At 55.1% G+C, this 16,841-nt stretch carries 11 protein-coding genes; all 11 read right to left on the minus strand.

Annotated features, from left to right (window positions below; genetic code table 11):
- Positions 1 to 2,763 (minus strand): type VI secretion system Vgr family protein, encoded by a 2,763-nt coding sequence (locus tag BMI79_RS07335; RefSeq protein WP_076941478.1) that lies wholly within the window; start codon positions 2,761 to 2,763, stop codon positions 1 to 3.
- Positions 2,764 to 3,155: 392 nt separating this feature from the next.
- A complete protein-coding gene (locus BMI79_RS07340; protein ID WP_076941479.1) occupies positions 3,156 to 3,428 on the minus strand; it encodes a hypothetical protein in 273 nt (90 codons plus the stop codon).
- A 97-nt stretch (positions 3,429 to 3,525) separates the two neighbouring features.
- On the minus strand, positions 3,526 to 4,431 hold the full coding sequence (locus BMI79_RS07345; protein WP_076941480.1) for a formylglycine-generating enzyme family protein: 906 nt from the start codon (positions 4,429 to 4,431) through the stop codon (positions 3,526 to 3,528).
- A gap of 9 nt (positions 4,432 to 4,440) precedes the next feature.
- Complete coding sequence (locus tag BMI79_RS24205) at positions 4,441 to 6,684, minus strand: hypothetical protein (RefSeq protein ID WP_244157316.1); 2,244 nt, start codon at positions 6,682 to 6,684, stop codon at positions 4,441 to 4,443.
- 89 nt (positions 6,685 to 6,773) lie between these two features.
- Positions 6,774 to 7,148, minus strand: coding sequence for a hypothetical protein (locus BMI79_RS07355; RefSeq protein WP_125828747.1), 375 nt, complete (start codon positions 7,146 to 7,148; stop codon positions 6,774 to 6,776).
- A gap of 32 nt (positions 7,149 to 7,180) precedes the next feature.
- On the minus strand, positions 7,181 to 9,697 hold the full coding sequence (locus tag BMI79_RS07360) for a type VI secretion system Vgr family protein (protein ID WP_076941482.1): 2,517 nt from the start codon (positions 9,695 to 9,697) through the stop codon (positions 7,181 to 7,183).
- Entirely contained in the window at positions 9,672 to 12,326 is a 2,655-nt protein-coding gene (gene tssH / locus BMI79_RS07365) for a type VI secretion system ATPase TssH (RefSeq protein WP_076941483.1), read from the minus strand. Before tssH ends, BMI79_RS07360 begins: the two co-directional genes overlap by 26 nt.
- Before the next feature lie 324 nt (positions 12,327 to 12,650).
- Positions 12,651 to 13,142, minus strand: a complete 492-nt coding sequence (locus BMI79_RS07370; RefSeq protein ID WP_076941484.1) for an Hcp family type VI secretion system effector — start codon at positions 13,140 to 13,142, stop codon at positions 12,651 to 12,653.
- A 12-nt stretch (positions 13,143 to 13,154) separates the two neighbouring features.
- Entirely contained in the window at positions 13,155 to 14,846 is a 1,692-nt protein-coding gene (locus tag BMI79_RS07375; RefSeq protein WP_076941485.1) for an OmpA family protein, read from the minus strand.
- 10 nt (positions 14,847 to 14,856) lie between these two features.
- Positions 14,857 to 15,501: a type VI secretion system protein TssL, short form gene (tssL, locus tag BMI79_RS07380; protein WP_076941486.1), complete on the minus strand. Its 645-nt coding sequence runs from the start codon at positions 15,499 to 15,501 to the stop codon at positions 14,857 to 14,859.
- A complete protein-coding gene (tssK, locus tag BMI79_RS07385) occupies positions 15,498 to 16,835 on the minus strand; it encodes a type VI secretion system baseplate subunit TssK (RefSeq protein WP_076941487.1) in 1,338 nt (445 codons plus the stop codon). Before tssK ends, tssL begins: the two co-directional genes overlap by 4 nt.
- Between the last annotated feature and the right edge of the window lie 6 nt (positions 16,836 to 16,841).

A 16,841-nucleotide genomic window follows, 5' to 3' on the forward strand; every position in this document is an offset into this window, starting at 1 on the left:
TTACTCCTCATCCTTTAAATTAATTATCTCGTCCTTGAATATATTTCTGGCAACTGCGACGCCATCCATTCTGACTTTCGCCTGATAACTTCTAGTGACTCCATTTCCCATTTCAACTTCAATGTCAACCATTTCGCCTTGTTGGTAATTCTCTGTTTCTGCATGCAAATTTAAATCAGAGTAATGTCTGGAGTTTCCGCTGACCGGTATTTCATCTTCACCGTATGTCCAATACAATGCAGTCACTTTCTTTTCATCAAGGAAGTCAATTTGCAATGATGAAGGTATTGCAGTGAACACTGGCACTGTATTCCCATTTACATCCGATACACCCTCATAAATTTTGCCTTCTGCTGTCGTGATACGATAGGCCGTGAATGGCAGTGGTGCCCCTGTCCTCTGATTTGTCAACGCATAGGCGCCCGCAAATCCTTTCGGGAACTGCTTCGGTGCCACATTCAGGTTAGCGGGCCCCATCTTTTGCACATTGGTGGCTTTCAGCAGGATATTCCCTGGGCAACCCAGCTCAATATTGCCACCGCTCAGTTTGATATAGGCACCGCCGCAGGTCAGCACCAGCTCCTGCTGAGCCGTTACTGTCACCTTCCCTTCTGCACTCTGGATATCAATATCTTTTTGCGCCGTGGCCGATAACGCATCGCTTTGCGCCTGTATATCCAACTTCCCTTTGGTCGCAAACAGCTTCATCCCCTGCCCTTGCGCCAGCAGGCTCACGGCCTCACTGGCCACCGCTGTAAACGACTTCCCGCTGCTGATATCGGTGTTATGCCCTGACATAATCCCCACGCTTTCCCCCCCCGACGCCACCCGCACCGCTTTGGGGCTCACCACACCGATGCCCTCTGGGGCATGCAGTAATATCCCCGCCGCCTTGAGGTCACTCAAAGACCGATTAAGTTGCTCCTGGCTAGGCAGTTCTCCCGCCGTCGCCTGCGCCGTTTGCGCAGCCTGTGACAGGCTTCTGGCCAGCGACAGGGCATTTTCCAACTGGGCGATCGCCGCCGCCATCTCCAGCAACGGCCCTTCAGCCTGGTGCTGTTTATCCGCGCTGATAAACACCCCGTCACCGCCGCGGATCGCCACATGCGCATCGGTACGCAGTTCTGCTCCTTTACCGCGCAGGTTGCGCTGGGCGTCAACGATATGCCCCAGATTCAACTGGGATTTACCGCTGTGGTCCGTGCTGAGCTTGACGTGCTCCTCGCCGCGCCGGTCTTCCATCCGCAGTTTGTTGTTCGCAGGTGTGCGGATCACGTTGCGCGTGTTGTTACGTTCGGTCACGTGGTCCGGATGGCGCGAGTCGTGCATCGCATGCGCAATATACGGCCTGTCCGGGTCCCCCTCATGGAACGCAATCGCCACCTCTGCGCCCTGGATCAAGGGGAAGTGGATCCCGTAGGTATCGCCCCCATAGGGTTTGGCCAGCCGCACCGGCATGCTTTCGTAACCCTGGCGTTTCTCGTCCCGATCGGCGTCGAACTTCACCCAGTACAGGCCATCTTTATCCATGTGCGCGTACAGGTCGTTGTCAATCGGGCTAGTGACCCGCGCCATCAGCGTGCCGGTCACCACCGGGCGCGGTTTCAGCGGTGGACGATAACAGAGGGTTTCGCTGTACGGAATGGCGGTGAAAATCACCTGCAACGCGTTTGAGCGGCTGGCACTGAAACGCACCGCGGTGATCACCATCTCTTCACGGAAGGCGTCCGGCAGTGGGCTGGTCGCGCTGAGCGTCAACACCTGGCCGGGGGCCAGCGTCACGTCGGTGCTGTACCCGCGCAGGCGGGTTTGCGCCGTCAACATCCTTTCGTGATCCAGCCGTGCCCAGAAGTTGGCGGTCTCGGGATCCGGGGTGATTTTGTCACCCTGGCTCAGGTGGCGCGGCAGGTAGTGGTAAACCTCGCCGTAGGTGACCTTTTCACCCTCGCCACGGGTCATGTCCGCCGGGGCTGACAGCAACGGGTTGTGTGCCTCGCGGTAGTTGTAATCCTTCACCAGCACCGACTGCTCAACCACTTTATGGCGCACGCTCAGGCCCCAGACGCTGTCGGCGGCGTTGTCGTTCATCCCCGACGGGTTGCGCAGCGGCAGGGTTTTGCCGAACTGGTAAAAGCTCTGCCGGTCACCGAAGCGCAATATCTCGGTCTGGGTATCCGGGTGCAGTGCGAAGGTGTAAAAAATCCCCACCTCCGCCAGCAACCGTTCGATAAACGCCTTGTCGCTCTCGTTGACTTGGTTCACCTGCGCGCGGCGTGGGTAGCTGCTTTTCAGCTGGAACTCGAACTCCCAGCCCTTCAGGTTGTGCTCGCGCAGGATTTGCTCAACAATTTCCGGGATCGACTGGTTGAGGAAAAAGCGGTAGCTGCGCGTCTGGTTATCCAGCAGCGCGAAGAACGGTTCGAGAGTGATTTGGTACAGCGCCTCGTCCAGCGAGCCGGACAGACGGCGAAAATCCGTTACCACGCCGTGCACCACTTTTTGCACCGTTGGCGGAGTCACCACCCCGAACACGGTGTCGCCCAGCGTCTGCATCTGGAAGGTGGTACCCCGGCGCAACATCTGCTGTAGCGAGATATCCTGGTTGCGGCTGGTGAAGCGGATTTGATAGCGGTAGGTCGCGCTGAACTGCTCGCGCGCCGTGAAGGACTCCACATCCAGCGGGGCATCGCAGCCCTGTACCGCCAGGCGGTAACGGTTCAGGCCGGACATGACGTTATTGAGGGTGGTCGTGAGCGTGCTCATCTTGGTGTTCCTCGTCCGTGAAGGTCGCAGTCGGTCAACAATAAACTAGAAGATAGGGATCTAAGCAAAGTGTATGGGAATCATGTCGATAGAAACTCCACTGTCTCACTTGGATATTGTTATTCAAGCCAGGAAGGACTAATGGTTAATAAAGCAACAGATTGTAAAGTCTGGATTTGAACCATTAACTTTATAATCACTTAATATTTGTCAACATTGGCTTTGTTGATTATCAACACACTCCTAGCGCAAGTGAATTCTCTTATTTTTTTACTACCGGAATCAGAGCGATAAACAAGCACGAGGGCTGTTAAATTCGGTCTTGGGATGATGTTTCTTTGCGCTGTAATTCAAATTATTTAAGGTGTCGAAGATTTGCTGTGAATAGTTATTTATCGTGCTTCTAAATTCTGTATTGGAGTCCAAAGTGGCTGACTATCATTACCATCAAACTTTATTCTGGCAAACACTTTTATGTCATCCTTACCCTTAGCCCCAGTGTTCATTAATTTATCAACTGTCACTTCCATACCAAATTTTGGCTGCCCACACTTCCTATCAGGGCTATTATCCATAGAAGTGCAAACTGCATATGTATCGAGAAGATAAGCCTTATCACCGGCATTTTTAGGGTGTGCCATTTCTGGTTTTTTCAGTTTCCCCATAAAATCCGCCCCCCGTCCCCATGGGAAACAGATAACAACGAAATATCATTAACCTTTCCGTCAACAGAGACCTTTTTATCAAGTAATCATGGTAGCGCTACTCATTAATTACACAGCGGAATGTAAAGTCCGGATTTAATCCATTCTGTTTATAATCATTAATATCTATCGGTATTGGTTTATATGATTGCCTGTACATGGTTAACGCAGAGTGAAAATCTCCTCTTGTCAATCCCCTCATGACTTTTTTATCGCCAGAATCAGGACCGGTAGGATCTTTCATCTCCTTAGAAGCCTGATAGTAGTCTGCGGCGTACCAGTCATTCATCCACTCACGACCATTAACCCCCATATCATATAACCCCAATGGGTTGGCAGGGTATTTTCCTATCGGGTAAGTAACCATGAAATACTTCATCATAGTCTCAATTTGTTCATCACTGGCCACGTTGCGACCCGGCTCGTAGTCACCATTATCGGTCGGATAAGGCAAGTATTTACCCTGAGCGCGTGCCGCGTACTCCCACTGTGCCTCCGTCGGTAAATCAACCTTCTTGCCAGAGGATTTACCTAGCCATAAACAATAATCCTTCGCTTGCTGCCAAGTAACCGTTACGGGTATATTTGCATCTCTTAGTTTTGGACTTAATTTCAGCCAAATTCTTGGTCCGGGTATTTTCTCCGCACCGATAGCTAGAGAATAGGCATCATAATCTTGATAGGTCACTTTATATTTGCTTATCTTGAAATCGCTGAGCGTGACCTGATGTAACACCTTGTCATCCTGATTGGGGGAATAAGGCAGTTTTTCATCAACCAAAGGTCCAAAATCGCCCATTAAAAACGTACCACCGCTTATCGACACCATATTGGCTAGTGATACCTCAACAACGTGCTTGATGTTCACTAAATCTTTACCTTTATTTGCCAATGGTGCTTTATCATCACAACCAGTCAACAATAAGCTGACAGATACTAAGATAAGCTGAGTATATAGATTCATGTGTGCCCTTTAAGCCGTCATAGTAGAATTAGGGTGTTGCTTGTCAAGCATCGCAAGATATTGCTCCATTCTTTTCTCCGGTATAGGTTTAAATGGCGCATCATAGGCAACCTGATCAGGTAAGCTTTCATATAGCCAAGCTAATTTTTCACCGTAGTTGGTAAATCCAGGGAAGTTATATTCGCCCATACCAAGAAACTTGACCACACGTTGTTCATTCACCTTTGCATCACCTTTAACTTGACCTGGTACGGGGGTTAAATGCTGCATAATATTGTTGTAATCCGCTTTACTCTGCACCCATTTCAAAGATAAGAAGACAGCCTGCTTTCTTAACTTTAATGGTCCAAACTTCCATGAGTTGAGTGACAATAAGTTATTATTTTGATTACGCGGATCATTCTTATCAAACCAATTGGTGTCGATCAACTGTGCTATAATCGCCCCTTTTGTTTCTGGCGGCGTATATTTCAACTGATCTGGGTTTTCGATAATGCTGTTCATTAACGCAACACGTTTACTTTCATCCTCTATCTCCTTACCTATTATGTTAATAATATCCTGCGCATCTCGTAACATAGTTTCCACAGCTTGAACACCACTTGCAGCCATAATGATAGGGATTGAACATAAGACGGCAAAAGAATCACGCGCCATCATATTCGACAGTTTCTGATAATCGACATTCCTTAGCATATACATAAAACTTTTCATAAACGCCAAGAAATGATTACCATCCACTTCAAAACCGAGATTACCTTTGGCACCAACGCCCCAGCATAGAGAGGCTTTACAATAGATACGGAAACGGCTTTGAATATAGGTGACATAAAAAACCCCACTGCCGCCAGCCCCGGCCTGAACGGTAACCCCAATCTCTAATTTTGCAATGGCCGTGAATTTATTCTCTTTAGGGTCAATCACTTTATCTTTGCCAGCATCCTGCGCGCTTCCCTCCGGGTTAGGGTCATACCATTCAATAGCACCACCAACGTTCACCCCCGCCTGCGCGCCGGCAAAAGCCCCTATTTCCGCACCAGCTTTATTATCCGGTTTAGGGGCTTTATCAATTAAACTCATCGTGCGTTTGCCGGGTAAACCGGCAGATGATAACTCAGCAGGGCGGCCTTTAATGCCGTAGCCTTTAGCCATTTCCCCGCTCCAGTCCATCTCAACACCAATTTCAATCCCCAGACTGGCACCAACATTGCCTGTAAATACACCACTGATGGCAAAACGCAATGCGCCCATATTGCATACGCCATTGTTCTTTGCGGGGAACAGCAAGCTGACCCCCAAGCGATCGGGAACATAGAATGCCGCCTCCAATTTACCCTCACCTAAGGTAAAATTGGCATGTCCAGCGACTTTTGCTGTAGCCTTTTTCTCCAACGGATTAAATTCAGCCTCTGCTCCAACCCCCTGGCTATAGCGCATTAGTTGAGCCTGACCACTAATATCAATTTTCCCTTCGTCTTTTTCAGTGCTATCTTTTTCTCTTGGCCAAGTGAGCGATTTATTCATTTCTTTAGCCCATGAACCTAAAATAGTGTCACTGTCTTCAACTATCGGCCATTCGTGTTTATATTTTGCCTCTACCTTCTTGAACTGTTCCGCTAATTCGTGAAGGTCAATTTTTGACCTCCTGACTACTTTATCAACAGGGACCACCTGTCCATCACGCTCTTCATTGACTTGAATCGTTTCATTCTTATATTTAATAAAACTAGCTTCACCACTTTTTTTATCAACTTCGCTCAGTTTATACCGCCGCCAATGCGATTTTATTTTATCCGACCGCACATAGGTCATTTTAAAACCTTTTGTACTGCCATGTTTCAGTGGGATTAGTTCCATTAACCCAATTGCTGACTCTTTTGTTTTTTCATCCAACATCTCACCTTCGGGCACGTAATCAGTCAGCGTTTTTAGCTCTTCGCGTAATTTTTTATTCGCTTCGTTCAATGCGGCATAAGCCGCCTCAAGGTCTTTCTCTGCTTTACGTGGTTGAGTATTGGCTAAAGAAAGCGCTGCATAGTTCGCATCATCTAAATTTCTCTGAGCCAACATCTGTTTTTGCAACAAATCTGTTAGAAAATTATGTTCCTGCTCTAATGCCTTATTCCCAGTTGCATCTACACAGAGCAAAGTGGCACTACCAGGATGAAAGTAGAGCATGGGTTCACTCTTTTTCTTGGCTTCTACCCCTGTACTGGTAACACCGGTCTTTGCCTGCTGTTGTCCATTACTCATAATCAACCTCTCCCTATTACCAGAAATAGTTCCTTATTAAATAGCAAGGGTACAGCACTTTGATGTCGTACCATTTATCATTCAGGCTATTATTCCATCCCCGTTCCAATCCACTTATCTTGTGCTCGAATTACTTTTTCATACTCTAGCGATTCATAAACATCAAGACAGCGCATCAGATTATTGGGTTTTCCTGTTGCCTGCATAACTCGCTTATCTTCAGGGATCACACGGTTAAAATAATTTTTGACGTTTTTATACGCCTGTTCAGAATGCTCACCTAGCTGAAAATACCCACTCCTTGCACTACCAGCCTCATCCGCGCTTTCTGTTTTTTGATATATCTCTAAACAGTAGGCCATTCCCCATTTTTTCAAAACCATTCTAGTTTCGGAATTATCACCATTCGCTGATACAAAAAATGATAACAACAAGAGGAATGATAATATTATCTTTTTCGTCATGTCTAATAAGTAGTCTCGATAGACTCTACGGGTTAGTTGCTGCTAGGAAAATCAATTTTTAAACCACTCGGCTTAGATGTAAATATCTCTGCGGTTTTACCTTCAGCATCAGTTATTCCCTTAAAGACTTTCCCATCATCGGTAGTAATTTGGTAGCGGGTGTAAGGCAATATCTCCCCACTTTCCTCATCACGAGCGATAAATAATTCACTAAACCCTCTAGGCATTTCTGGCACTGTGACATCATAATCCGATGGCCCCATTTTTTGCACATTACTGGCTTTCAACAAGATATTTGCAGGGCAACCCACCTCGATATTCCCACCCTTCAAGCGGATATATCCGCCCCCGCAACTCAATATCAGCTCATCACTTGCCGTTACCGTCACCTTCCCTTCTGCACTCTGGATATCAATATCTTTTTGGGCCGTGGCCGATAACGCATCACTTTGCGCTTGTAAATCTACCTTGCCTTTGGCCGCAAACAGTTTCATCCCTTGCCCTTGCGCCAGCAGGCTCACCGCCTCACTGGCCACCGCCGTGAACGACTTCCCACTGCTGATATCGGTGTTATGCCCTGACATAATCCCCACGCTTTCCCCCCCCGACGCCACCCGCACCGCTTTGGGGCTCACCACACCTATCCCCTCTGGGGCATGCAGTAATATCCCCGCCGCCTTGAGGTCGCTCAAAGACCGATTCAGTTGCTCCTGGCTCGGGAGATCTCCCGCCGTCGCCTGCGCCGTTTGCGCAGCCTGTGACAGGCTTCTGGCCAGCGACAGGGCATTTTCCAACTGGGCGATCGCCGCCGCCATCTCCAGCACCGCGCCTTCGGCCTCTTGCTGCTTATCCGCGCTGATAAACACCCCGTCACCGCCGCGGATCGCCACATGCGCATCGGTACGCAGTTCTGCTCCTTTACCGCGCAGGTCGCGCTGGGCGTCAACGATATGCCCCAGATTCAACTGGGATTTACCGCTGTGGTCCGTGCTGAGCTTGACGTGCTCCTCACCGCGCCGGTCTTCCATCCGCAGTTTGTTGTTCGCAGGTGTGCGGATCACGTTACGCGTGTTGTTACGTTCGGTCACGTGGTCCGGGTGGCGCGAGTCATGCATCGCATGCGCAATATACGGCCGATCCGGATCCCCCTCATGGAACGCAATCGCCACTTCCGTGCCCTGGATCAACGGGAAGTGGATCCCGTAGGTATCGCCCCCGTAGGGTTTGGCCAGCCGCACCGGCATGCTTTCGTAACCCTGGCGTTTCTCGTCCCGATCGGCGTCGAACTTCACCCAGTACAGGCCATCTTTATCCATGTGCGCGTACAGGTCGTTGTCAATCGGGCTGGTGACCCGCGCCATCAGCGTGCCGGTCACCACCGGGCGCGGCTTCAGCGGTGGACGATAACAGAGGGTTTCGCTGTACGGAATGGCGGTGAAAATCACCTGCAACGCGTTTGAGCGGCTGGCACTGAAACGCACCGCGGTGATCACCATCTCTTCGCGGAAGGCGTCCGGCAGTGGGCTGGTCGCGCTGAGCGTCAGCACCTGGCCGGGGGCCAGTGTCACGTCGGTGCTGTACCCGCGCAGGCGGGTCTGCGCCGTCAACATCCGTTCGTGATCCAATCGCGCCCAGAAGTTGGCGGTCTCAGGGTCCGGGGTGATTTTGTCGCCCTGGCTCAGGTGGCGCGGCAGGTAGTGGTAAACCTCGCCGTAGGTGACCTTTTCGCCGTCGCCACGGGTCATGTCCGCCGGGGCCGACAGCAACGGGTTGTGTGCCTCGCGGTAGTTGTAATCCTTCACCAGCACCGACTGCTCTACCACCTTATGGCGCACGCTCAGGCCCCAGACGCTGTCGGCGGCGTTGTCGTTCATCCCCGACGGGTTGCGCAGCGGCAAGGTTTTGCCGAACTGGTAAAAGCTCTGCCGATCGCCAAAGCGCAATATCTCGGTCTGGGTATCCGGGTGCAGTGCGAAGGTGTAAAAAATCCCCACCTCGGCCAGCAACCGTTCGATAAACGCCTTGTCGCTCTCGTTGACTTGGTTCACCTGCGCGCGGCGCGGGTAGCTGCTTTTCAGCTGGAACTCGAACTCCCAGCCCTTCAGATTGTGCTCGCGCAGGATTTGCTCAACGATTTCCGGGATCGACTGGTTGAGGAAAAAGCGGTAGCTGCGCGTCTGGTTATCCAGCAGCGCGAAGAACGGTTCGAGGGTGATTTGGTACAGCGCCTCGTCCAGCGAGCCGGACAGGCGGCGAAAATCCGTTACCACACCGTGCACCACTTTTTGCACCGTTGGCGGAGTTACCACGCCGAACACGGTGTCACCCAGCGTCTGCATCTGGAAGGTGGTACCCCGGCGCAGCATCTGCTGCAGCGAGATATCCTGGGTACGGCTGGTGAAGCGGATTTGATAGCGGTAGGTCGCGCTGAACTGCTCGCGCGCCGTGAAGGACTCCACATCCAACGGTGCATCGCAGCCCTGCACCGCCAGGCGGTAACGGTTCAGGCCGGACATGAGGTTATTAAGGGTGGTCGTGAGCGTGCTCATTTTGGTGTTCCTCGTCCGTGAAAGTCAGGGTGATGCCGTCGACGTCGTTGTAACCCAACGTGAGACCGTGAGCCGGTTGTACTGCCGCCTGGCGTTGCAGCAGTTGGCTGCTCAGTGCAGGCAAGACCTGTTGATTGAGCAGGCTGTCGATATGGCGTGCCCCGCTGTCCGGTTGCAGACAGGCGGCCACCAGAGCGTAGGTCAGGCTGTCTTCCATCACACAACGCAGGCCGTAATGCTGCTGCAACCGTTGGGCCAGCTGCGCCAGTTTGATGGCGACGATGCGTTTGAGCGCCACCGCGCCCAGCGGGCGGTAAATCAGGGTCTGGAAACGCGCCAGCAGCGCGGGCTGGAAATGGTCACGCAACAGCGGGCGCAGCCGTTCATGTAATTCGCTCTCTGGTGCCTCGGGGTACTGGTTCAGGTATGACATCAACGCATCGCTGCCAAGGTTCGAGGTCATCACGATCACGGTGTTGCGAAAATCAATCTCACGCCCTTCGCCGTCACGCATAAAACCGCGGTCAAACACCTGATAGAACAGGTTGAGCACGTCGCGGTGTGCCTTTTCTACTTCATCCAGCAACACCACGCTGTAGGGGCGTTGACGCACCGCTTCGGTCAGAATGCCGCCCTGACCATAGCCGACAAAGCCCGGTGGCGAACCTTTCAGTTGGCTGACGGTATGCGCTTCCTGGTACTCCGAGAGGTTGATGGTGATCAGCGACGCTTCACCGCCAAACAGGGTATCCGCCAGCGCCAGCGCGGTTTCGGTCTTGCCCACGCCGCTCGGGCCGACCAGCAGGAACACGCCCTGCGGGCCGTTATCCGGCGTCAGCCCGGCTCGGGTGGCGCGCAGCCGTTGTGCCAGGTCACCCAGCGCCACGTCCTGCCCGATAACCCGTTTCGCCAACTGGCGTTCAAGCTGCAATAACTCGCTCTGTTCGTCTTTCAGCAGGCTGCCCAGCGGCACTCCGGTCCAGTCGGCAATCACCGTCGCCACCGTCCTGGCATCCACGTCCAGCCACAGCAGCGGGTTGCAGCGCTGGATATCGTGCAACTGCGCCCGGAGTGCGTCACACTCTTCACGGCGGTGGCCGTCTTGACGCGCCACCAGCAATTGTTCGGTCAGCGCCCGCTCTTTCTCGTATTGCACCGCCAGCCGGACCTGATGCTGTTGCAGTGCCCGCAGCCGGTCGCTGATGTCCGCCAGCCGCGCCGGGTCAACAGCGGGGTCCAGCACCTTGTCTTGCTCAATTGACTGTTGCTCGAGGGTCAACGCCGCCAGCTCTGTTCTGAGGTGTACGATTTGCTGTGGTTCACTGTCCAGCCCCATGCGCACCCGGGCACTGGCGGTATCCAGCAGGTCGACCGCTTTATCCGGCAACTGCCGGCCCGTCAGGTAACGGCGCGAGAGCGTCACGGCCGCTTTCACCGCCGAGTCGCAGATATGCACCCCATGGTAGCTGGCATAACGCGCCTTCAGGCCGCGCAGCATCCGGCAGGCGTTTACATCATCCGGCTCCTCCACGTTGACCAGTTGGAAGCGCCGCTCCAGTGCCGCATCACGCTCAAAATACTGTTTGTACTCTGACCAGGTGGTGGCCGCGATGGTTCGCAGTTCACCGCGCGCCAGCGCCGGTTTCAGCAGGTTGGCCGCATCGGCACCGCCCGCCTGATTGCCCGCGCCAATCAGGGTGTGGGCTTCGTCGATAAACAGCAGTATCGGCGTCGGTGACTGCTGCACCGCCGTAATCACGTTCTTCAGCCGTTGTTCAAATTCACCCCGCACGCCCGCCCCCGCCTGCAACAGCCCTAAATCCAGGGTGCGCACGCTGACGGTTTTCAGGCTAGCCGGGACATCCCCCTCGGCCAGGCGCAGCGCCAGGCCTTCCACCAGCGCGGTTTTACCCACGCCGGGTTCGCCTACCAAAATCGGGTTGTTCTTGCGGCGGCGGGAGAGAATGTCCACCAGCTGGCGGATTTCGTTATCACGCCCCAATACCGGGTCAATCTCGCCCGCCCGCGCTTTGGCGGTCAGGTCCTGAGTAAATTTATCCAGCTCGGCGTGCAGCGCCTCGTCCGGCTCAACGGCCGGGGGCAACGTGGCCTCCACCGGGGCATCGATCGGCCATTCAAGGCGCGGGGGCTTTTCCGGGCACTCTTCCGATTGCGCATCCAGCAGCGGCAGCAGGTGGGTCAGTTGCGTGGCACTGAGGCTGAGCAATGGCCAAGTGGCGTTCTGGGTAACAAGGTGCGGGGCGGCGACCAGGGCCATCAGCACATGCAGCGAACGTACCGCCTCCGTATTGACCTGTGCCGAGGCCTCCAGCCAGGCCTGTTGTATCAACTGCTGCAACGGGGCCGACAGCTGTGGTTTGCCCTGAAGCTGATGCGGCAAACGCTCCAGGTGTGCCAGCAGCCCCTGCCACAGCGCGTCCTGATCCCAGTCATAGCGCCGGGCGATCACCGACAGATCGCCGTCCCCCTGCTCCAGCAATTTGAGCAACCAGTGCTCCACGGTGATCTCCGCATGGCCACGGGTCTGGCACAGGGTGGCTGCTGCCGCCAGCGCCTGGGCACAGTAAGGATTTAACCGATGTAATAAACGTGCTGCGTGATGGCTCATGCCTCTCCCTGCTCTCTTTTCCTGCCCGCCGTGACGCCGTGCGGGCACGCTACCGCCCATAGCCGTTAACCGAGGCCCATAAGGTCATTGGATTTATTGTGAATGCGTTTGGCTGAGTACCGGCACGGCGAGACTCAGCCAAAAACACAACAAGTAAGCTGCCAGGATTAATCAGTTCCCTCTCTTGGGATTAGGGAGAGGGGGCGATCACCGACCTAAATCCCCTCACCCCGGCCCTCTCCCACAGGGAGAGGGGGCGTCACATTTAGCCTCTACCGCATAATGCTTTTTTTCTTAACGGAACAGCATTAACAAGCAGACGGATTACGCGGTAGTACGTTCGTTCCAGGAGTCGGAATGAATGATGTTGCCGTCTTTGTAGGTCCAGGTGATTTTCTCGTAGCGCAACTCGATCTGCTCCAGATGGTTGTGCCTCTCTTTGGCGGCGTCTTTGATGTCGTGCATCTTCGGCGCCACTTTCACCAGCTTGACGTTCTCCAGTGTGGTGTTGAAATACTCCACTTCCTGGCCAGCGTCATCGATGCGGTACCACTTGAACTCGGCCTTTTTCAGCGTCTGACCGGTGGTCACCGCCTTGTACAGGTACGGACTGGAGGCATCGATTTCCTTGGTAAACAGGAACGGCGTATGAATGCGGGTCCCCGTCAGTTTACCGGTGTTGTTATCGGTCGGGATGTACAGGCTGTGATCCTGTGCCACCACTTCGATGCTGCCTTCGCGATCTTTGACGTCCACAGACCCTTTGATGTCTGCACCACCGTCGTCTTTCAGCCACAGATAGACTGGAATTGCCATGTAAAACTCCTTTTATTGACGTAATAAGGTCACCTGCTCCGGTGACCGGGTTATCGTTTCTGGCCCCGGGCAGGCCGACGCCGCCGGGACCAGAGTGATTTCAACGCGGCGATTGGCCGCCCGCCCGGCAGCCGTCTCATTGCTGGCCACCGGCTGGGTCGCCCCAAAGCCCTGCACGGCAAAACAGCTTGCGGGCACTGCGCTGTTTTGTATTATCCAGTCACGCACCGCCTCGGCCCGATGGAGAGACAGCGCCTGATTACTTTTCGCATTGCCTGTAGCGTCGGTATGACCACTCACCACAATCAGCCACCCCGGCTGGGCATGAAGGGTCGCCAACGCGTTGCTCAACACCGGGATAGCGCTCGGTTTAAGCTGAAATCGACCGGTATCAAACAGCGACAGGCTGTCGAGCCGCACGGTTTGCGACGCGGCCGCCGTCGCGTCTGACGAGGGTGCCTGCAAGGATGCGGCGGGCGCCCAGTCACCGATAGCACGCTGTACTGCCGCATACAGCGGTTCCCCCGAGTACAACCCCAGCCCCAACGACAGTGGAACGCCCTGACGTTGATAACGGGCCAACTGCTGTTCATCTTCACGCAAGTGCTGTTGCGCCTGCAGTTTTGGCTCCGGGGGCGTTCCGTCCAAAAGACGATACTGCACCAGATCCTGACCAATACGGCTCGTCAGGCGCTGGTTATTGACAAAACTTGCCAACAACGCCGCCGCCATAAACAGCGCCAATGAAGCGCCGCCCCACCACCCGATGCGTTGCGCTGGCGTCAACCCGCCCCGCTTCGGCAACAGCGGCAATACGAGGTCAGGAAACGGCAGTGCCAATGCGGGCAATGCCGACAACGGCGCCGTGAGCGTGGTGCCACGCTGCAAAACGCGCTGCCACAGGTTATCGCCACCACCGCGCATTGCGGTCATCCTCACCGCCAACCACTGCGGGCGTAAAGGCGGCAATGCTGTCTGCGCCGTCGTCAGTTCATCCACCACCACCGCATTCAACCAGCGCAGTGCGTCGTCCAGCCACAGAGCCTGCGACAGTCGACCTTCGGCGGCCAGGCGCTCTGTACCTGTCTTCCTCGCCTCGACAAAAGACGGGACAGCGGCGTGACCACGCCAGTCCGTCATCCCCTCACCCGCATCAACAAACCAGCCTTCATCGGCTCCCGGCGCAGCAAAATAGCCACACAGCCAGAACGGTGTCGCAGAGCTCAAGGCTCGGCACTGGCTGATGGCACTGCGCCAATGGTGCAGTTGCCCGCGCAAGGCGGCTTCGTCCTGATGCTGTTCAGGCACCACACTCAGCATCAGTGACAGATGCGGTAACACCTCCGGACGATGGGCGGCGAGCCACTGCACGGTGTGTTGCAGGCTGTCCGGCGTTGGCGTGGCCAGATAAGCGCCCTGTACCGTGGCACGAAAGGTTTCCCCGCGGGCAAACAAACGTGCGGTATCTCCACACACCAATACCAGCGATCCCGTTAGCCTGGTGGGCAAATTTATCGCCGGGGCTGAGGTGGCCAGGAGCGGTTCACGGCGGATCATCAACCAGCAAGCCAGTGCGACAGTCAGCAACACCGCCGCGGTCAATCCCCATCGGGAAGCCGTTGCCAGCGGCAGGAACACCCAGACCAACAGCAATACCAGCAATCCCGCCCAGCACCACAGCAAGCACCGTGAAACGGTTGTCATTAGAACATCCTCACGACAGCGTCTGCTGCACCCACTGTTGCAGGCTCAGGTGCAATCCCCACCACAGCCCCGCCAGTGCCACAACGGCCAACAACGCGCGCCACCACAGGGAACGTGCACCGCGCCGATACCTGCGGCCACGGGGCTTGACCACCATCGGCGTCGGCTGCGGCAAGGTAAACGGCGGCACTAGCCGCTCAAGCGTCGCCAGCATCGCCTCTCTGTCCGGCGCATCCTCATCCCGGTACTGGCCACTGAATCCCAACAGCAGTACCCGATGAAAACAGGTCAACACTGCCACGTTCGGTGCCGGTTGACGCAGCACGCCGCGAATACGCTCCCACAGCAGTTCGCCTGCCCCCAACGTATTGAAGTAGCGGGTTTGCAACGGTGAGTTCAGCCATTCACGGTAACCGGCGTCCTGTACTTTACGGCTCATCACCGCACCATCCAGCAAGGCGCATTGCGCATACAGGATATGGTCAATATCAGCAGCACTGAGCCCCGCCGCAGTCAGCGCGGCACGGGCCTCATCCACCTGTACACAGGCAGTGCGGTACAGCCCTCGGCCATCCTCGGCTTGCCAGCCGTTACGCAATTGGCAGACCGTACGCCAGGTGTCATGTAACACCCCGTCTATCGCTATCGTGGTCATGAACGCAGCACCGCAAACAGTTCAAGTTGCACATCACCCAAGGTTCCCGGCACGTAAAACGCGCAGGCCCCGGCCGCCAGCATGGCACGGGCCGCATCGTTATCGAGCGTCAGGGCAAAGTACTGGTTCTCCAGCCGCAGCGGGATGGCGGCGGGTACATGACTCAACGCCACCAAAGGCACACCGCTGATCGCCACGTTGACGATCTCGGCCACCTCGTCCGGGCTGCCCGCTTTACACAGCAGCGGAAACTGGGTTTGCAACTGATGGGCCGGTACGGAAGAACGTACCGACAGATAGAAGTCAGCCTCTTCCCGCAGGCGGGCATCGTGCAGAGCCCCTTTCCAGAACCCGCCTTCGCGGGTCAGATCGATGGTCAGCACCCGTGACGGCAGGCTGGCTTCCAGCAGCAGGCTCAATAGCGCAAACAACGGGAGAAAAACGTGACCCGGCGCGCGATGATCGTAGGCCGGAATGGCATCGATATCGTGCTCCAACGAAAACGTCATCAGGCTGCCCGCCAGGCGGGCCAGTTCACGGTAGATCAGTTCTGGGTGTTGCTCCGGGTGGGCCAGCAGGTCATTGAGCACCGGCTCATGGCTGTTGAGCGCATTGAGCAACCAGAACAGCGACACATCCGCCACGGCAAAATCGGCCATGCGCTGATTGCTTTCACGGCGCATGCCCATCAGCCGACGGCGCTTGGCGCCGAGTTGCAAAGCCAGTTGTGTCAGTTGCTCAATCAGTAACGGACTGGCGGAAAACGCCAGCAGCGGTGGCACAAACTGGCTGTCCAGACGCCATTGCCCCTGGCTATCGCGCACCAGCCGTGCCAGCGGCAGCGTCAGGTATTCGCCGTTCTCTTCATGGTCAAAGCGCAGTGTCAAGGCATGACGCAGCACCGCCATTTCCGTGCGCGCCTCACCCAGCATATCCTGTACGTTGGCCCACTCCTGCCGGTAACGCAGCGGGCGTTCACTGTGCCCAGTGGCATCCACATTGCTGCCCCCGGCACTCAATAATGGCAAGGCAAGCACCACGGTGGCAGACTCGCGCCCCGCCAGCGCAGCCAGCGAGCAGGCCGGTGGCAAGGTGTCGGCAACCTGGCTATCGATCAGGGTGCCATCCGGCAGGCGAACCACCAGATGTTCCAGGTTGAGGCGCTCAACGTTCAGCGCCTGCTCATCAAACTGGCAGACCAGCACGCCCCAAGGGTGCACCACCGGAATACGCGCCACACGATCGGTACTGAACGCTTCCCACTGTGCCTGCTGCTGAAACTGTTGCGGAGCCAAAAAAGCCCCTTCACTCCATAATGGACGGTAAATCTTCATCAACAT

Origin of the sequence: Serratia oryzae, assembly GCF_001976145.1 — a bacterium.
In the GTDB taxonomy this organism is placed as follows: Bacteria; Pseudomonadota; Gammaproteobacteria; order Enterobacterales; family Enterobacteriaceae; genus Chania; species Chania oryzae.

Coding starts and splice junctions, on each gene's coding strand:
- BMI79_RS07335 (WP_076941478.1), bottom strand. CDS start 2,763: ATGAGCACGCTCACGACCACCCTCAATAACGTCATGTCCGGCCTGAAC.
- BMI79_RS07340 (WP_076941479.1), bottom strand. CDS start 3,428: ATGGGGAAACTGAAAAAACCAGAAATGGCACACCCTAAAAATGCCGGT.
- BMI79_RS07345 (WP_076941480.1), bottom strand. CDS start 4,431: ATGAATCTATATACTCAGCTTATCTTAGTATCTGTCAGCTTATTGTTG.
- BMI79_RS24205 (WP_244157316.1), bottom strand. CDS start 6,684: ATGAGTAATGGACAACAGCAGGCAAAGACCGGTGTTACCAGTACAGGG.
- BMI79_RS07355 (WP_125828747.1), bottom strand. CDS start 7,148: ATGACGAAAAAGATAATATTATCATTCCTCTTGTTGTTATCATTTTTT.
- BMI79_RS07360 (WP_076941482.1), bottom strand. CDS start 9,697: ATGAGCACGCTCACGACCACCCTTAATAACCTCATGTCCGGCCTGAAC.
- tssH (WP_076941483.1), bottom strand. CDS start 12,326: ATGAGCCATCACGCAGCACGTTTATTACATCGGTTAAATCCTTACTGT.
- BMI79_RS07370 (WP_076941484.1), bottom strand. CDS start 13,142: ATGGCAATTCCAGTCTATCTGTGGCTGAAAGACGACGGTGGTGCAGAC.
- BMI79_RS07375 (WP_076941485.1), bottom strand. CDS start 14,846: ATGACAACCGTTTCACGGTGCTTGCTGTGGTGCTGGGCGGGATTGCTG.
- tssL (WP_076941486.1), bottom strand. CDS start 15,501: ATGACCACGATAGCGATAGACGGGGTGTTACATGACACCTGGCGTACG.
- tssK (WP_076941487.1), bottom strand. CDS start 16,835: ATGAAGATTTACCGTCCATTATGGAGTGAAGGGGCTTTTTTGGCTCCG.